The organism is Pseudomonas syringae group sp. J248-6, from assembly GCF_032586995.1.
GTDB lineage: Bacteria > Pseudomonadota > Gammaproteobacteria > Pseudomonadales > Pseudomonadaceae > Aquipseudomonas > Aquipseudomonas amygdali.
Genome location: NZ_JAWHOP010000006.1, coordinates 14,135 through 28,941 on the forward strand (window position 1 = coordinate 14,135; position 14,807 = coordinate 28,941).

At 56.1% G+C, this 14,807-nt stretch carries 14 protein-coding genes; 4 read left to right on the forward strand and 10 right to left on the reverse strand.

Annotation, left to right across the window (positions count from 1 at the left end):
* Positions 1-26: 26 nt before the first annotated feature.
* The 7 genes from ruvB to RYC17_RS09915 all read right to left on the reverse strand — a co-directional run bounded on the left by ruvB (position 27) and on the right by RYC17_RS09915 (position 6,526).
* Entirely contained in the window at positions 27-1,088 is a 1,062-nt protein-coding gene (ruvB, locus tag RYC17_RS09885; protein WP_002554657.1) for a Holliday junction branch migration DNA helicase RuvB, read from the reverse strand.
* Positions 1,089-1,697, reverse strand: a complete 609-nt coding sequence (ruvA, locus tag RYC17_RS09890; RefSeq protein ID WP_004657901.1) for a Holliday junction branch migration protein RuvA — start codon at positions 1,695-1,697, stop codon at positions 1,089-1,091.
* Between the two features lie 87 nt (positions 1,698-1,784).
* The gene (gene ruvC / locus RYC17_RS09895) at positions 1,785-2,309 is read right to left on the reverse strand and encodes a crossover junction endodeoxyribonuclease RuvC (RefSeq protein ID WP_004657902.1); all 525 of its coding nucleotides are present in this window, start codon (positions 2,307-2,309) and stop codon (positions 1,785-1,787) included.
* Between the two features lie 130 nt (positions 2,310-2,439).
* Entirely contained in the window at positions 2,440-3,186 is a 747-nt protein-coding gene (locus RYC17_RS09900) for a YebC/PmpR family DNA-binding transcriptional regulator (protein ID WP_005733344.1), read from the reverse strand.
* Between the two features lie 116 nt (positions 3,187-3,302).
* Positions 3,303-5,078 (reverse strand): aspartate--tRNA ligase, encoded by a 1,776-nt coding sequence (gene aspS, locus RYC17_RS09905; RefSeq protein WP_002554661.1) that lies wholly within the window; start codon positions 5,076-5,078, stop codon positions 3,303-3,305.
* 280 nt (positions 5,079-5,358) lie between these two features.
* Positions 5,359-5,703 (reverse strand): ribbon-helix-helix domain-containing protein, encoded by a 345-nt coding sequence (locus tag RYC17_RS09910; RefSeq protein ID WP_005746541.1) that lies wholly within the window; start codon positions 5,701-5,703, stop codon positions 5,359-5,361.
* Positions 5,704-6,052: 349 nt separating this feature from the next.
* Complete coding sequence (locus RYC17_RS09915; RefSeq protein WP_003314356.1) at positions 6,053-6,526, reverse strand: Dps family protein; 474 nt, start codon at positions 6,524-6,526, stop codon at positions 6,053-6,055.
* A 458-nt stretch (positions 6,527-6,984) separates the two neighbouring features.
* Between RYC17_RS09915 and RYC17_RS09920 the strand changes: the two genes are divergently transcribed.
* Positions 6,985-7,593: a cold-shock protein gene (locus tag RYC17_RS09920; RefSeq protein WP_002554664.1), complete on the forward strand. Its 609-nt coding sequence runs from the start codon at positions 6,985-6,987 to the stop codon at positions 7,591-7,593.
* Between the two features lie 65 nt (positions 7,594-7,658).
* Here the strand turns inward: RYC17_RS09920 and RYC17_RS09925 are convergent, their stop codons facing one another.
* Both RYC17_RS09925 and RYC17_RS09930 read right to left on the reverse strand, forming a co-directional pair.
* Positions 7,659-7,865 carry a SlyX family protein gene (locus RYC17_RS09925; protein WP_002554665.1) on the reverse strand — a complete coding sequence of 69 codons (207 nt, stop codon included), beginning with the start codon at positions 7,863-7,865 and terminating at the stop codon, positions 7,659-7,661.
* The gene (locus RYC17_RS09930; RefSeq protein WP_004657909.1) at positions 7,862-8,293 is read right to left on the reverse strand and encodes an HIT family protein; all 432 of its coding nucleotides are present in this window, start codon (positions 8,291-8,293) and stop codon (positions 7,862-7,864) included. The genes RYC17_RS09925 and RYC17_RS09930 overlap by 4 nt, the downstream gene beginning before the upstream one ends.
* Positions 8,294-9,155: 862 nt before the next feature.
* Between RYC17_RS09930 and RYC17_RS09935 the strand changes: the two genes are divergently transcribed.
* The 3 genes from RYC17_RS09935 (at position 9,156) to RYC17_RS09945 (ending at position 13,405) form a co-directional block, all read left to right on the forward strand.
* Positions 9,156-10,496, forward strand: coding sequence for an OprD family porin (locus RYC17_RS09935; protein ID WP_058399677.1), 1,341 nt, complete (start codon positions 9,156-9,158; stop codon positions 10,494-10,496).
* A 171-nt stretch (positions 10,497-10,667) separates the two neighbouring features.
* Positions 10,668-12,383 carry a proline--tRNA ligase gene (locus RYC17_RS09940; RefSeq protein WP_316902906.1) on the forward strand — a complete coding sequence of 572 codons (1,716 nt, stop codon included), beginning with the start codon at positions 10,668-10,670 and terminating at the stop codon, positions 12,381-12,383.
* A gap of 65 nt (positions 12,384-12,448) precedes the next feature.
* The gene (locus tag RYC17_RS09945; RefSeq protein WP_058399675.1) at positions 12,449-13,405 is read left to right on the forward strand and encodes a hypothetical protein; all 957 of its coding nucleotides are present in this window, start codon (positions 12,449-12,451) and stop codon (positions 13,403-13,405) included.
* A gap of 40 nt (positions 13,406-13,445) precedes the next feature.
* On the opposite strand, the gene dinB is transcribed toward RYC17_RS09945, so the two are convergent.
* Entirely contained in the window at positions 13,446-14,507 is a 1,062-nt protein-coding gene (gene dinB / locus RYC17_RS09950) for a DNA polymerase IV (protein ID WP_005746536.1), read from the reverse strand.
* Between the last annotated feature and the right edge of the window lie 300 nt (positions 14,508-14,807).

Here is a 14,807-nt window from a genome sequence, read left to right on the forward strand (position 1 = left end):
GACCGCAAATAAATTGCAAAGCATTGCTATAAATCCGCCGGATCATCGACCACATCGTCCGCCACCGGCATCTCCCCCATCCTGGAGGGGATATTCAGCCCGAAATGCAGATACGCATGACGGGTGACCACACGTCCGCGCGGCGTGCGCATGATATAGCCTTGCTGGATCAAATAGGGCTCGAGCACGTCCTCGATTGTGTGACGCTCCTCGCTGATGGCCGCCGCCAGGCTATCGACACCGACAGGCCCGCCATCGAACTTCTCGATCATGGTCAGCAGCAGACGCCGGTCCTGATGATCGAAGCCATGCTCGTCGACGTCCAGCAGGTTCAGGGCCTTGTCGGCGGTCTGCCGGGTGATCTGCCCATTGCCGCGCACCTCGGCGAAATCCCGTACCCGACGCAACAAACGGTTGGCGATCCGTGGCGTACCACGGGCGCGCCTGGCAATCTCGAAAGCGCCTTGCGGCTCGATGACCAGCCCCAGAATACCCGCCGAGCGCGACACGATCGTCGACAGGTCGGCAATATTATAAAACTCGAGCCGCTGAACGATCCCGAAACGATCGCGTAATGGGTTGGTCAGCATGCCCGCGCGCGTAGTCGCACCGACCAGCGTGAACGGTGGCAGATCAAGTTTGATAGAGCGCGCGGCGGGACCCTCACCGATCATGATGTCGAGCTGGAAGTCTTCCATTGCCGGATACAACACTTCTTCGACAATCGGCGACAAACGATGGATCTCATCGATGAACAACACATCGTTGGGTTCAAGGTTGGTCAGGATTGCGGCCAGATCACCGGGCCGCTCAAGCACCGGCCCGGAGGTACTCTTGATCGAGACACCCATTTCCTGAGCGATAATATTGGCCAGCGTGGTCTTGCCCAGACCGGGCGGCCCAAAGATCAATGTGTGATCCAGCGCCTCATTGCGGCCACGGGCAGCCTGGATGAACAGTTCCATCTGCTCGCGTACGGTCGGCTGGCCGATGTAGTCCGCAAGGCTCAGTGGCCGAATCGCACGGTCCATCTGTTCATCACGATCACGGCCGCCAGCGGCGGTTATCAGACGGTCGGCGTCTATCACTTAACCCATCCCCTTCAACGCACGGCGAATCAGATCCGCACTGCTCAAATCTTTTTCCTTGATGGCGGAGACAGCCTTGCTCGCCTCCTGCGGTTTGTAACCCAGTGAAATAAGCGCGCTGACTGCATCGGATTCGGCCGATGCCACAGGCTCGGCCTGATTCGGACCATTGGAAACCAGCGTAAAGGTGCCTGGCAAGGACTCCCAGGCCTTGAACCGATCCTTGAGCTCGACCAGCAGACGCTCGGCGGTTTTCTTGCCTACACCGGGAATACGAGTCAGCGCCGATGTGTCCTGCGCCTGAACGCAACGCACCAGCTCATCGACTTCCAGGCCGGACATCAACGCCAGCGCCAGCTTGGGGCCGACCCCGTTCAGCCGGATCAATTCACGGAACAGCTCGCGCTCGCGTTTTTCATAGAAGCCATACAGCAGATGCGCGTCCTCGCGGACCACCAGATGGGTGTGCAATGTCACTGTTTCGCCGACGTGCGGCAACCGATACAGCGTCGTCATCGGCACTTCCAGCTCATAGCCGACACCATTGACATCCAACACCAGATGCGGAGGCTGTTTTTCGGCGAGAGAGCCGCGTAAACGTCCAATCACGTTTCAGATCCTTTCGTGTTGCCTGTCGCTTGCGCGAAGAAGAAATTGAACACAGTCATCGTAAAGACACAGGTCCTCGTGATTCAGTCACAGACGCAAACGGCCGCCGCGGCTGCGCGCGGTACTCAACCCGTGAGGAATCAGGCTGGAGCGCGTGTGCGCATGACACAGCGCGATAGCCAGCGCGTCGGAGGCGTCAATCTGAGGCTTCTGGGTCAGTTTGAGCAAATGCATGACCATCATCATCACCTGCTCTTTGTTGGCACCGCCAGTCCCTGCTACTGCCTGCTTGACCTGAGTGGCAGTGTACTCGGCAATTTCCAGCGCCTCCTCGGCACCCGCCACAATGGCCGCGCCCCTGGCCTGCCCCAGTTTCAGGGCCGAATCGGCGTTGCGCGCCATGAAAACCTTTTCGATGCCCATCGTCACCGGTCCGTAGGTCTTGATGACCTCCCGCACCCCGCGATAGACGATCTGCAAACGCTCGTGCAATTCACCACTGCCGGTACGAATGCACCCGGAAGCGACGTAGACACAACCACGCCCGGTGTCACGTACCACGCCATAGCCGGTAATTCGCGAACCGGGGTCGATACCAAGAATAAGAGTCATAACGCCTGCAGCTTGAGAAGGTGACGCAAAACAATAGGTGCAGCATAAAGGCAGAAGCCGGAGGCCGATAGCTGCGTGATGCTCACAGCTTCGCTCCCCCGGCTTCTGACTCGGTATTACCTGTCGGCGATCAGCCCAGTTGTTCCATGACGTCGTCCGGAATTTCCGCGTTTGAATAGACGTTCTGCACGTCATCCAGGTCTTCAAGCATGTCGATCAGCTTGAGGACCTTCTCGGCGGTCTCCAGATCAAGCACTGCACTGGTTGTCGGCAACATGACGATTTCTGCGTCGGAAGCCTTGAAACCTGCGGCCTCAAGAGCGTTACGCACGGCATAGAACCCGGAGAACGACGTAAACACATCGATCGAGCCATCGTCGTTGGTCACGACATCATCGGCGTCAGCTTCCATGGCAGCCTCGATCAGGGAATCCTCATCGACGCCGGCAGCAAAGGAAATCTGGCCCTTGCGATCGAACAGGTAAGCCACAGAGCCGTCAGTACCGAGGTTGCCGCCACACTTGGTGAACGCATGGCGAACGGCAGCGGCGGTGCGATTACGGTTGTCAGTCATGGTTTCGACCATGATTGCCACACCGCCCGGGCCGTAGCCCTCGTAACCCAGCTCCTCGACATCGTCACCGTCGGACGCGCCCACGCCTCGCGCGACCGCACGATCAATGGTGTCACGGGTCATGTTTGCACCAAGCGCCTTGTCCAGCGCCAGACGTAGACGCGGGTTGGAACCAGGATCGCCGCCGCCCTGACGCGCAGCAACGGTTAGCTCACGAATCCACTTGGTGAAAATCTTGCCTTTCTTGGCATCCTGACGCTCTTTGCGGTGCTTGATGTTCGCCCACTTAGAATGACCTGCCATTTTTCGCTCCAGATTCTTTTTGAAACACCTTCACCTTTCGCCCTGAACAACGAGGCAAAAAGCTTCACTCAATAAGGGCAGATACAGGGCGTATCGACGATACGCCCTGCCCGGTATCACTCGGCCTTTGGCTGCTCGCGCAGACGGATATGCAGTTCGCGCAACGCTTTGGCATCGACAACGCCAGGCGCCTGGGTCATGACGTCGGCGGCGCTCTGGGTTTTCGGGAACGCAATCACTTCACGAATCGATTGCGCGCCGGTCATCAGCATCACCAGACGGTCCAGACCAAACGCCAGACCACCGTGCGGCGGAGCGCCGTATTTCAAGGCGTCGAGCAGGAAGCCGAACTTCTCCTGCTGCTCGTCTTCGGCGATACCCAACAGACGGAAGACCGCCTGTTGCATTTCCTTGCGGTGGATACGAATCGAACCGCCGCCCAGCTCGGTACCGTTGAGCACCATGTCGTAGGCACGCGACAGCGCCGTCGCCGGGTTGGCTTCCAGCTCTTCAGGCGTGCACTTGGGTGCCGTGAAGGGGTGGTGCAACGCGGTGAAGCTGCCGTCGTCGTTTTCTTCGAACATCGGGAAGTCGACAACCCACATCGGTGCCCACTCGCACGTATGCAGCTTGAGGTCGTTACCGATCTTGATGCGCAGCGCGCCAAGGGCCTCGCTGACGATCTTGAACTTGTCCGCTCCGAAGAAAACGATGTCGCCATCGACCGCACCCACGCGATCAAGGATGACGTTCAGGTTGTCTTCCGGGATGAACTTGACGATCGGCGACTGCAAGCCTTCCGGCCCCTTCGCGCGTTCGTTGACCTTGATGTAGGCCAGGCCTTTGGCACCATAGATGCTGACGAATTTGGTGTAGTCGTCGATCTGGCTGCGCGCCATGCTGGCAGCGCCCGGCACACGCAGTGCGGCAACACGCCCTTTGGGGTCGTTGGCCGGACCGCTGAACACCTTGAACTCGACGCCGGTGAGCTGATCGGCAACATCCACCAGTTCCAGCGGGTTACGCAGGTCCGGCTTGTCGGAGCCGTAGCGGCGCATGGCCTCTTCGAAGGTCATGTGCGGGAAATCACCGAACTCCAGGTCCAGAACTTCCTTGAACAGCTGACGAACCATCTTCTCGGTCAGACCGATGATGTCCTCTTCATTGAGGAAACTGGTCTCGATGTCGATCTGGGTGAATTCCGGCTGACGGTCGGCACGCAGGTCTTCGTCGCGGAAGCACTTGGCGATCTGATAGTAGCGGTCAAAGCCAGCCACCATCAGCAATTGCTTGAACAACTGAGGCGATTGCGGCAGGGCGAAAAAGCTGCCCGGGTGTGTGCGACTTGGGACCAGATAGTCGCGAGCACCTTCCGGTGTGGCGCGGGTCAGGATCGGCGTCTCGACGTCGAGAAAGCCGTTGTCATCCAGATAGCGGCGGATGCTGGTGGTGATGCGCGAACGCAGACGCAGCTTCTCGGCCATTTCCGGACGGCGCAGGTCGATAAAGCGATAACGCAGGCGTGTTTCTTCGCCGACGTCGGAATATTCATTCAGTGGGAATGGCGGAGTCTCGGACTCGTTCAGCACTTCGAGTTCGTAACCCAGAACCTCGATGGCACCCGACGCCATGTTCGCGTTCACGGCACCTGCCGGACGAGCACGAACCTTGCCCACGACCTTGACCACGTACTCGCTACGCACGCGGTCAGCGGCGGCGAAGCTGTCGGCACGATCAGGGTCGAACACGACTTGGGCCATGCCTTCACGGTCGCGGATATCGAGGAAGATAACGCCTCCGTGGTCACGACGACGGTGGACCCATCCGCAAAGGGTAATTTCCTGGCCTTCCAGACTCTCGTTCAGTTGGCCGCAATAATGGCTGCGCATCATGATGGTGTTTTCACTTCTCGTAATTCGAATTCGGTGGCGCTTTCGCTCCTGGCTTGCGCTCAGTGGTACACGGCACCGGCACAAGACTAAAGCCAGCCCTGGCCCACGCAGAGTCACGCCCGCTAGCAAGACGGAGGATTATATAGAGTTAATTGGCACCGTGCAGCCGAACGAACCTATCACGGCCGGATAAGTTCGTGACCGCCCCCAGCACAGTCGCGCTACGGGAGAAACGCAGGCACGCCGAAGCGGGCCTGCAGGAATGAGGATAAAGACCACTCTAGACGTGGGTATTTTCCACGTGAGCATCCTTCAACAGATGCGCAACACAGACAACGCGAATGAGACCGCTGAAGTTTTTTACACCTCCATGACGTAAGTGAACCTCTCGATCAATGTAGGACAATACCGCATTAACAGAACACTCATTGGAACTTGCAATGCCTGACAGAATGTTCCAATACACGTTCTCCAGGCGCAGGCAGGTGGCCAGACCATTTAGCCGAACGGATTTGGAATGAGGCTGCGCCAGGGTCATGTTGAAATCTTCGACAAAGGGGTCATGGCGTATTTCCACCTCCCGATGTAAAAACTTAAGCTCTCGCTCAGCACTTCGTAACATCATAACGATCACCTTCGAATCATAAACTTTAAACATTAAAAGAAATATTCAAAAACAAATAAATACCCTGATGCATAAAACATGATTCGAGATTTTATATCCAGCCGCTCTGATACTTTATCACTGTAGGAGATGGCTACAGAAATCAGCGGAATATCGTTTAACCCTGAAGGCATAATGAAGAGGAGCAAGGAATATGGCTGGATGATATGCGTGACGACGAGCGACGACCAGGCCTTCTTGTGCCTGAGCGCTCAAGCAGCGGAGGCCAAAAAGGCGAAGATCAGGCGCTGCCTGCAAGGCAACATATGAAGAACAGGCGAGTGGCGCTTGGCGTCACTCGCCCCGGTCGTTATTTCGACTCAAGCATCGAGCGCAACATCCAGGCAGTTTTCTCATGAACCTGCATACGCTGCGTCAACAGATCAGCCGTCGGCTCGTCGCTGACCTTGTCCAGAAGAGGAAAGATACTACGCGCAGTACGGACAACGGCCTCTTGACCCTGAACCAGACTTTTGATCATGTCTTCGGCACTTGGCACGCCCTCTTCTTCCTTGATGGAAGACAGGCGAGCATACGTCGAATAAGTGCCAGGAGCAGGGAAGCCCAACGCACGAATACGCTCAGCGATAGAGTCAACCGCCAGTGCCAGTTCGTTATACTGTTCTTCAAACATTAAATGCAGCGTGCGAAACATCGGCCCGCTGACATTCCAGTGAAAGTTGTGAGTCTTGAGATAAAGCACATAAGTATCCGACAGCAGATGCGACAGACCGTCCACGATCGACTTGCGATCCTCTTCACTGATACCAATATCGATTGCCATGTTTCATGCCCTTTTAGTGAGGATTGAAAAGCAGTAAAGACCACTACTCTATCAAGAGAACCCGAATGGCGCAGCTTTCCGTTGGGTCGATGCCACAAGCCGGCAACGATTCATGGACATACCTGGGTGCTTTGTGACGCATCACAACAGGCGCCACGGACAGAAAATCCCTGCGCACCCTCAATGCTCATTAGCAAAACCAGCCTGAACGCTCTGCTTCAACCCCTGTAGCGGCACAGGCTATCCAGGCAGGGCAAGCAGGAGAGCCGTTATTGATTGCTGATTTGAGTAGCATCAGGCTTTGCTGTTAAATACACGTCGTGTCGCCAACGAGTTGCCATTCAGCGTTGGCGCATAGGCTGGCCCTGCGCCCGTGCATCACGCCTCATCTTGTTCAGAAGCGTACCGGGCGTTACCAGCTATTTCTTGTAATCCTTCTTGCATGTGAGCTTTTTAAAATGTTGAAAATCGTCCATCTGGTAACGGGAGCAGCAGCCCTGTTGCTCTCTTTCATACCTAGCCTGCGTAGTGAAGCGGTCTCTCTCTACCTGCAAAACCCTGACGCAATCTGCCTGGCATTTCTCGGGCTGCTTAACCTGATACTCGCTCCGGTAATCCCTTACTGGAATCGAGGCCCACGTCATAATCTGCAAAATCTGGTCAGTGCCCTGCTTGTCATTGCGGTAATCGTACAAACGCTGACCTTGCTCGTTCCTCTGCCCGGCATCGCAGGCCAACCGGCAATTCTGGTTAGCCTTAGCATTGCCATCGTGGCCGTCGCCTTGCACCTGGGCGTCAGCTTTTACAGGTCTTACACTCCATCCTCCGCACCTCAAAACCACGACATGGGAAATCGTGATACTGGCACCGTAAAGTGGTTCAACACCTCCAAGGGCTTCGGCTTTATCTCCCGGGATTCCGGCGACGATATTTTTGTGCATTTTCGTGCCATTCGCGGTGAAGGCCATCGCGTACTGGTCGAAGGCCAACGCGTCGAGTTTTCCGTGATGAACCGCGACAAAGGCCTGCAGGCCGAAGACGTTATTGCAGCCCTGCCCCGCCGCTGATTTTTTTCGGGCAACAAAAAACCGCGACCTTCCAACGGAAGTCGCGGTTTTTTTATGGCAACAGATCAATAGTGAGGTGGCGGCGCTTCTTCCTCGAAGGTATCGAACTGACTGCCCATCTCCTCCTGACGCTTGATCATTGCTGCCATCTGCTGCTGCAGATGATCAAACTCGCGCCGCTGCTTTACCAGCACATCATTGAGTGCCTGAATCGTATCGTCCTGAAAGGCCATACGGCTTTCCAGCTCCATGACTCGCTCTTCAAGACTCATGACTGCTCCTCCTCAAATCGAAAATCATTCGTCAATACCGGCCTGAGCTGCCGGCAGATTGCCGAGAACTGCTCGTCGGTGTAAGCGACTGCAGCATGCTTGCCCCAGACGGGCGCAGGCCAGGCCGCATCGTCACGATTGCGCACAATTACGTGCATGTGCAACTGACTGACCACATTACCCAAGGCAGCAATGTTGATTTTATCCGCATCGAACAGCTCTTTCAGCACCTTGGCCAGAACACTGGTCTCCTGCCATAGCTGCAACTGATCTGCAGCACTCAACTGAAACACCTCAGTGATATCAGCCCGACGCGGTACCAGAATGAACCACGGGTAATGACTGTCATTGGAGAGCAGTAACCGGCACAGCGGAAAGTCGCCAATGGGCAAGGTGTCTTGTTGAAGACGAGAATCCAGAACGAACACGATAAAAAACTCCTGACTGCCAGGTGAATGTACCTGCCCTGTCGGTAACAGGGTGCTGCGAGGTCCGCAGGATACTAGGGTTCGCACGGCGCTTCACGTGCCCGCCGCCATGCGCACCAGAATGATTCCGGCATAACGGTGAGCGCACCGATTTGACGCTCGCTAATGTCACACAACCGCCAACCATGAATTCATGCATTGAAACGCCGCCTGACAATTGCCTGCTTCAGGTACATGAAAATGAAACAACCCTGGCCTCACCATGGTGACCAACCAGAGCATTGCTCCAGGTTCAGGCGAGCCGGGTACGCACTGCACCAAAATCACACACTGCTGTTGCGACAACAACACAGCGCATTCGTTTTCTACTCAAAGGGAGCTGATTCGGGTAACGCTTTTGCGAGAAAGAACCGCCCCAAACCATGACACGTAAAAACCATCGATATTTTTACAAAATTGAAATATTCATAAAAATCATATGGATAAATCAAAAAAGAGATGCTGATTCTGATTTTTCACAAAATTTTTTCATTTTCGGAAATTTTGTGCACGCTTGTTGCTTTATGACCCATATGATCACGTCCCCCCGGCGGAAAACGAGGGTGACAGCATCAAGGGAAACAAGGCTCGCGGCCTTGGGGACGTGTTTGGCAGACCGCGTATTGATCCATTCGATCAAGCACAGATGCCACTACGGGCTAGCCTGGCGCCATGTCGTAAAGAATCTGAAAGGATAGAGCTGTACCTATAGCAACCAGCGTCAGCGTGATATAGATTCCGCCGACCAAAAATAGAAAGAGCCGCCCAGATAAAAAAACAGGTGGACGGCAAAAATCTTCTAAAAACCAAAGGAGCAATCACGATGAGAGTGATGAAGTGGAGCGCAATCGCACTGGCCGTTACGGCAGCCAGCACCCAACTGGCAACAGCGGCACCTTTCGTCAGCGATCAGGCTGATGCCAAGGGCTTTGTGGAAGGCAGCACGCTTGACCTGAAGTTGCGCAATTACTATTACAACCGCGACAAGAAAGATCGCGCTCAGGATGATCGCGACTGGACCCAGGGTATCTGGGCCAACTTCAGCACCGGCTACACTCAAGGCACCATCGGTGTCGGTGTTGAGGCATTCGGCTACGCTGGCCTGAAACTGTGGGGTCCGGATAAGTACTCAGGTTCAGGCAACCTTGCGACCCGCGCTGACGGGGCTGATCGAGACAACAAAGACACATTTGGCAAGATAGGCGGCGCTGTCAAATTCCGCATCTCCAAAACCGAGCTGAAAGTCGGTGACATGCAACCTACCAGCCCGGTATTCGCTGTAGGTGGTTCGCGTCTTCTGCCTCAAACTGCGAGCGGTCTGAGCCTGCAGAGCAGCGAGATCGCAGGCCTTGATCTGGAAGCAGGTCACTTCTACTCCGGCACAGCCCAAGATACTACGAGCCATGACGGTACGATCTGGGCTACTTATGCGAACGGCAATGGCCTGCGCGCTTCAAATGCCGACTTCCTGGGCGGCAAATATGCAGTGACCGACAGCCTCGGAGTTGCCTTCTACGCATCCAGACTTGAGGACATATGGGATCAGTACTACGGTAATGTGAATTACGTTTTGCCTCTGAGCAATGATCAGTCTCTGGCCTTTGACGTAAACCTTTACCGCACACTCGATGAAGGTAGCGCTGAAGCAGGCTCGATCAATAACACTACCTATTCCGCCTCAGCTGCCTATTCCTTTCTGGCAGCGCACACGGTTACTGTCGCATTTCAGAAGGTCGATGGTGACACCCCGTTCGACTACATCGGTATCGGCAGCAAGAACCGTGGCGGCGACTCGATTTTCCTCGCCAACTCGGTTCAGTATTCTGACTTCAACGGTCCGGGCGAGAAATCCTGGCAAGTTCGTTATGATCTGAACATGACTCCCTACGGCGTGCCTGGCCTAAGCTTCATGACGCGCTACATCAATGGTGACGACATCGACGGCACCAAGGTAGATAGTTCCAGCAAGTATGCTGGTCTTTATGGTGCCGATGGCAAACACCACGAAACCAACCTTGAAGCTAAATATGTTGTACAGAATGGCCCGGCGAAAGACCTGTCCTTCCGTATGCGTCAAGCTTGGCACCGCAGCAATGTTGATCAGCCAGATGGCGACGTCAACGAGTTCCGCCTGATCGTCGACTACCCGATCTCGATCCTGTAATCGCAGCTCAGCACTCGTTAATAGAAGAAGCCCGGCTCATGCCGGGCTTTTTCATTTGGCTCTGAAAGAGCTCCCCTACCCTCTGCAAGCCTGCCCTGCCCTGTACGCGACCGGAACACCGCCGTACAATGCCAGGTCATATCCAGTCTCAGCAACCGACAACGGCCAACCATGCGCACCAGTCAATTTTTGCTCGCCACACAGAAAGAAACCCCTTCCGATGCGGTCGTGGTCAGCCATCAGCTGATGCTGCGCGCTGGCATGATCCGCAAGTTGGCATCCGGTCTTTACACCTGGCTGCCCATGGGCCTGCGCGTGCTGCGCAAGGTCGAAGCCATTGTTCGTGAAGAAATGGACGCCGCTGGCGCACTCGAAATTTTGATGCCCGGCATTCAGCCTGCAGAACTCTGGCAGGAATCCGGTCGCTGGGAACAATACGGTCCGGAGCTGATGCGTCTGGTCGACCGCCACAATCGCGAGTTCTGCCTGGGCCCGACCCACGAAGAAGTCATCACTGATCTGGCACGCAATGAGCTCAACAGCTATAAACAGCTGCCGATCAACATGTACCAGATCCAGACCAAATTCCGTGATGAGATTCGTCCACGCTTCGGCTTGATGCGCGGGCGCGAGTTCGTCATGAAAGACGCCTACTCGTTCCACGCTGACCACGCCTCGCTGCAGATCACCTACGATCGCATGCACTTGGCGTACAGCAACATCTTCACCCGCCTGGGCCTCAAGTTCCGCCCGGTCGAAGCTGATAACGGCTCGATTGGCGGCGCAGGCTCGCACGAGTTCCACGTGCTGGCCGAATCCGGCGAAGACGATATCGTGTTCAGCGATGGCTCCGATTACGCAGCCAACATCGAAAAAGCCGAAGCGGTGCCTCGCGAAAAGACTCGTCCGGCCGCTACTGAAGAATTGCGTCTGATCGACACTCCAAACGCCAAGACCATCGCCCAGTTGGTCGAAGGTTTCGATTTGCCGATCGAGAAAACTGTCAAGACGCTGGTTGTGCATGCTGCCGAAGAAGGCAAGCTGATTGCCCTGATCATCCGTGGCGATCACGAGCTCAACGAAATCAAGGCCAGCCAGCTTGAACAGGTTGCCAGCCCGTTGGTGATGGCTTCCGAAGCTGAACTGCGTGACGCCATCGGCGCAGGTGCAGGCTCGCTGGGCCCGTTGAATCTGCCGCTGCCATGCATCATCGACCGCTCGGTCGAGCTGATGAGCGACTTCAGCGTCGGCGCCAATATCGATGACAAGCACTATTTCGGCGTCAACTGGGAACGCGACCTACCGGTTCCGACCGTCGCCGACCTGCGTAATGTTGTTGCGGGCGACCCAAGCCCGGACGGCAAAGGCACGCTGGAAATCAAGCGCGGCATCGAAGTGGGCCACATCTTCCAGCTGGGCACCAAATACAGCGAAGCGATGAAGTGCCAGGTGCTGGGGGAAAACGGCAAGCCGGTCAATCTGGCGATGGGTTGCTACGGCATCGGCGTTTCCCGCGTGGTTGCCGCCGCCATCGAACAGAACAGCGACGAAAACGGCATTATCTGGAACGACACTCTGGCACCTTTCCAGATCGCCCTGATCCCGCTGCGCTACGAAACAGACGCGGTTCGCGAAGCAACAGACAAACTGTACGCCGAGCTGACTGCCGCCGGCTTCGAAGTATTACTCGATGACCGCGACAAGAAAACCAGCCCCGGCATCAAGTTCGCTGACATGGAACTGATCGGTATTCCGCATCGCATAGTGGTCAGCGACCGTGGTCTGGCCGAAGGCAATCTGGAATACAAGAGCCGTACCGAGTCGCAATCGCAAGCCATTGCAGTCGCGGATGTGCTGTCGTTCATCCAGGGCAAAGTGAACCGCTGAGTCAAAAGGCGCACCTGTTCGCAGGTGCGCCGCTCGTCACTCGCCCAATCCGCATCAGAGATCCCATGCTCAAACGAAGCACCTTAAGCCTCGGCAGCGCCGTCCTGTGCGGCTCGTTTCTCGTCGGCGGCTGTGCCAATCAGCTATCACAACGCAGTGAGCACGAGGAGCGCGTCGAACGCAAACTCCTCGAACACACACTGCAAGTCGATATCGGTGAACCCAAAACGCTGGAGTTACCGCAACGCCGCGTGCGGATTCACGAGCACAAATCGTTCGAAGTCACCGATTTTGAAGTCACCCGCCACTATGACCGCTATACGCCCTACCAGCCCTGGCGGGAGATCTACGAGATCCCGCTCGGCGCGGTCGCTGTTGTAGCTGGCGTAGGGGCGAATGTGGTCAACGTCTTTGCACTGGGCAATTTGCCGGAAAGCATGACCCGGGACTGGATTCACTACGGTGTGGCAGGTCTGAACCCGTTCATGAACGCCCCGTCCCACGGTCGCGCCGAGCAGAATCTGGCGAGCATCGACGAGGTTCAGAAGGACAAGCGGATCGAGAACTCCACCCTGCCCTGGAATGAACGCCCGGTGATGGTCAAGGCCGGTAACGAAACTCATGAAATGAGCACCGACCGCAACGGCATTCTGCGCCTGAACCTGCTGGACAGTCCTTTTGCCGAACAGGACCTGAGCCGTATCACGCGCATTTATATCAATGTCGAAGACGACCAGGACAGCGCTCACGCGAACGCCAGCTTGCCAATCAGCCACTCTCTGCGCGGCAAGCTGCTGGAAGCCCACGCGCTGATATACGACGATCTGGAAGATGACGAAGTCAGCCAATGGGTACATCGTGTCAAACGTCTTTCTGACCTGGGACTGGAAGAAGAAGCCAGCGAGCTTGAACAAAGCCTGATTGAACTGACACGCAACGATCCGCAGTTGCAGGGTGAATTTCTCAAATCACTCGCCAGGGACGCTGGCCGTCTGGTCGCCGTTCCCGCCCAGAGCCAGTAATGTGAAAGGCTGCGGTATGTAACCGCAGCCGACCATTTCATTATTGCGAGAACAACTCCAATTGTTCATGCGCTGCGCGCAGGTCGTGCAGGCGCACACCTATACCCAGAAGCCGAACAGGCTTGGCACCACGGGCAAACGCCTGCGCCAGCAACTGCTCATAACTGCCTAGATCCCTTCCGGCTCCGGACTGCTCCAGAGTCGTCTGAGTGAAGTCGTGAAATTTCACTTTGACGAAGGGTTTGCCGGGCCGGTACTGCCCTTCCATTCTCGCCATCCGGTTACCGAGGGTTTCCAGCAGGGCGGGCAGCTTTTCCAGGCAGGCGGCCAGATCAGGCAGATCCGTGTCGTAGGTATTTTCTACGCTGACTGACTGACGTCGACTGTCATTCTGCACCGGACGGTCATCTATTCCGTGCGCCAGACTCCAGAGACGCTCACCAAAGCTGCCGAACTCACGGACCAGCGCAAGCTTGCTGCGGCTTCGCAGGTCGGCACAGTCGACAATGCCCAGCCGCCCGAGCTTGTCTGCGGTGACTTTCCCCACGCCGTGGAGTTTGGTAACAGGCAAAGAAGCGACGAAATCCTCGACCTGATCCGGAGTAATGACGAACAAACCGTTGGGCTTTTTCCAGTCGCTGGCGATCTTGGCCAGAAACTTGTTCGGCGCGACGCCAGCCGAAACCGTGATATGCAGCTGATTCGAGACCCTGCGCCGGATGTCCTGGGCGATACGCGTGGCGCTGCCGGAAAAGTGCCCGGCATCCGATACGTCGAGGAACGCCTCATCCAGCGACAAGGGCTCTATAAGGTCGGTGTAATCCCGGAATATCGTATGGATTTCCCGTGACGCCTCCTTATAGGCCTCCATGCGCGGCTTGACGATGGTCAAGTCCGGGCAGAGCTTGAGCGCATGCCGGGATGACATGGCTGAACGCACCCCATACGCGCGCGCTTCATAATTACAGGTCGCAATCACCCCGCGCCGCTCTGCAGAGCCGCCCACCGCCAGCGGCTTGCCAGCGAGTTCGGGCTCGTCACGCATTTCAATGGCTGCATAAAAGCAGTCACAGTCGATATGGATGATTTTGCGCTGCGTCATGACCTGATGGGATTTTGCAATCAATGGCTGAGCAGTATCTCATTCGTACCGGCAAGTAACATCCAGTGATGCGAAAGGTCGCCATGAAAAGCAGTGAAAAGTCCCTGATGCGTGGTCGAAAAAGCCGCGGAGCCCCGCCATACAGGCGTCAAAGCCGAAAAAACACACAAGCGGCGGCGCTAACCAATTGAAGAAAAAGCACTTTTTTAAAACTAACCATTGACACCCCGCCATCTCTCTGTAGAATGCCGCCACACAGACGCGGGATGGAGCAGTCTGGTAGCTCGTCGGGCTCATAAC

What these genes read in the sequence shown, in the direction of transcription:
- RYC17_RS09920 (WP_002554664.1), top strand. Translation starts at nt 6,985, where the DNA reads ATGTTGAAAATCGTCCATCTGGTAACGGGAGCAGCAGCCCTGTTGCTC.
- RYC17_RS09900 (WP_005733344.1), bottom strand. Translation starts at nt 3,186, where the DNA reads ATGGCAGGTCATTCTAAGTGGGCGAACATCAAGCACCGCAAAGAGCGT.
- RYC17_RS09910 (WP_005746541.1), bottom strand. Translation starts at nt 5,703, where the DNA reads ATGATGTTACGAAGTGCTGAGCGAGAGCTTAAGTTTTTACATCGGGAG.
- RYC17_RS09915 (WP_003314356.1), bottom strand. Translation starts at nt 6,526, where the DNA reads ATGGCAATCGATATTGGTATCAGTGAAGAGGATCGCAAGTCGATCGTG.
- aspS (WP_002554661.1), bottom strand. Translation starts at nt 5,078, where the DNA reads ATGATGCGCAGCCATTATTGCGGCCAACTGAACGAGAGTCTGGAAGGC.
- ruvC (WP_004657902.1), bottom strand. Translation starts at nt 2,309, where the DNA reads ATGACTCTTATTCTTGGTATCGACCCCGGTTCGCGAATTACCGGCTAT.
- dinB (WP_005746536.1), bottom strand. Translation starts at nt 14,507, where the DNA reads ATGACGCAGCGCAAAATCATCCATATCGACTGTGACTGCTTTTATGCA.
- RYC17_RS09935 (WP_058399677.1), top strand. Translation starts at nt 9,156, where the DNA reads ATGAGAGTGATGAAGTGGAGCGCAATCGCACTGGCCGTTACGGCAGCC.
- RYC17_RS09940 (WP_316902906.1), top strand. Translation starts at nt 10,668, where the DNA reads ATGCGCACCAGTCAATTTTTGCTCGCCACACAGAAAGAAACCCCTTCC.
- RYC17_RS09945 (WP_058399675.1), top strand. Translation starts at nt 12,449, where the DNA reads ATGCTCAAACGAAGCACCTTAAGCCTCGGCAGCGCCGTCCTGTGCGGC.
- RYC17_RS09925 (WP_002554665.1), bottom strand. Translation starts at nt 7,865, where the DNA reads ATGAGTCTTGAAGAGCGAGTCATGGAGCTGGAAAGCCGTATGGCCTTT.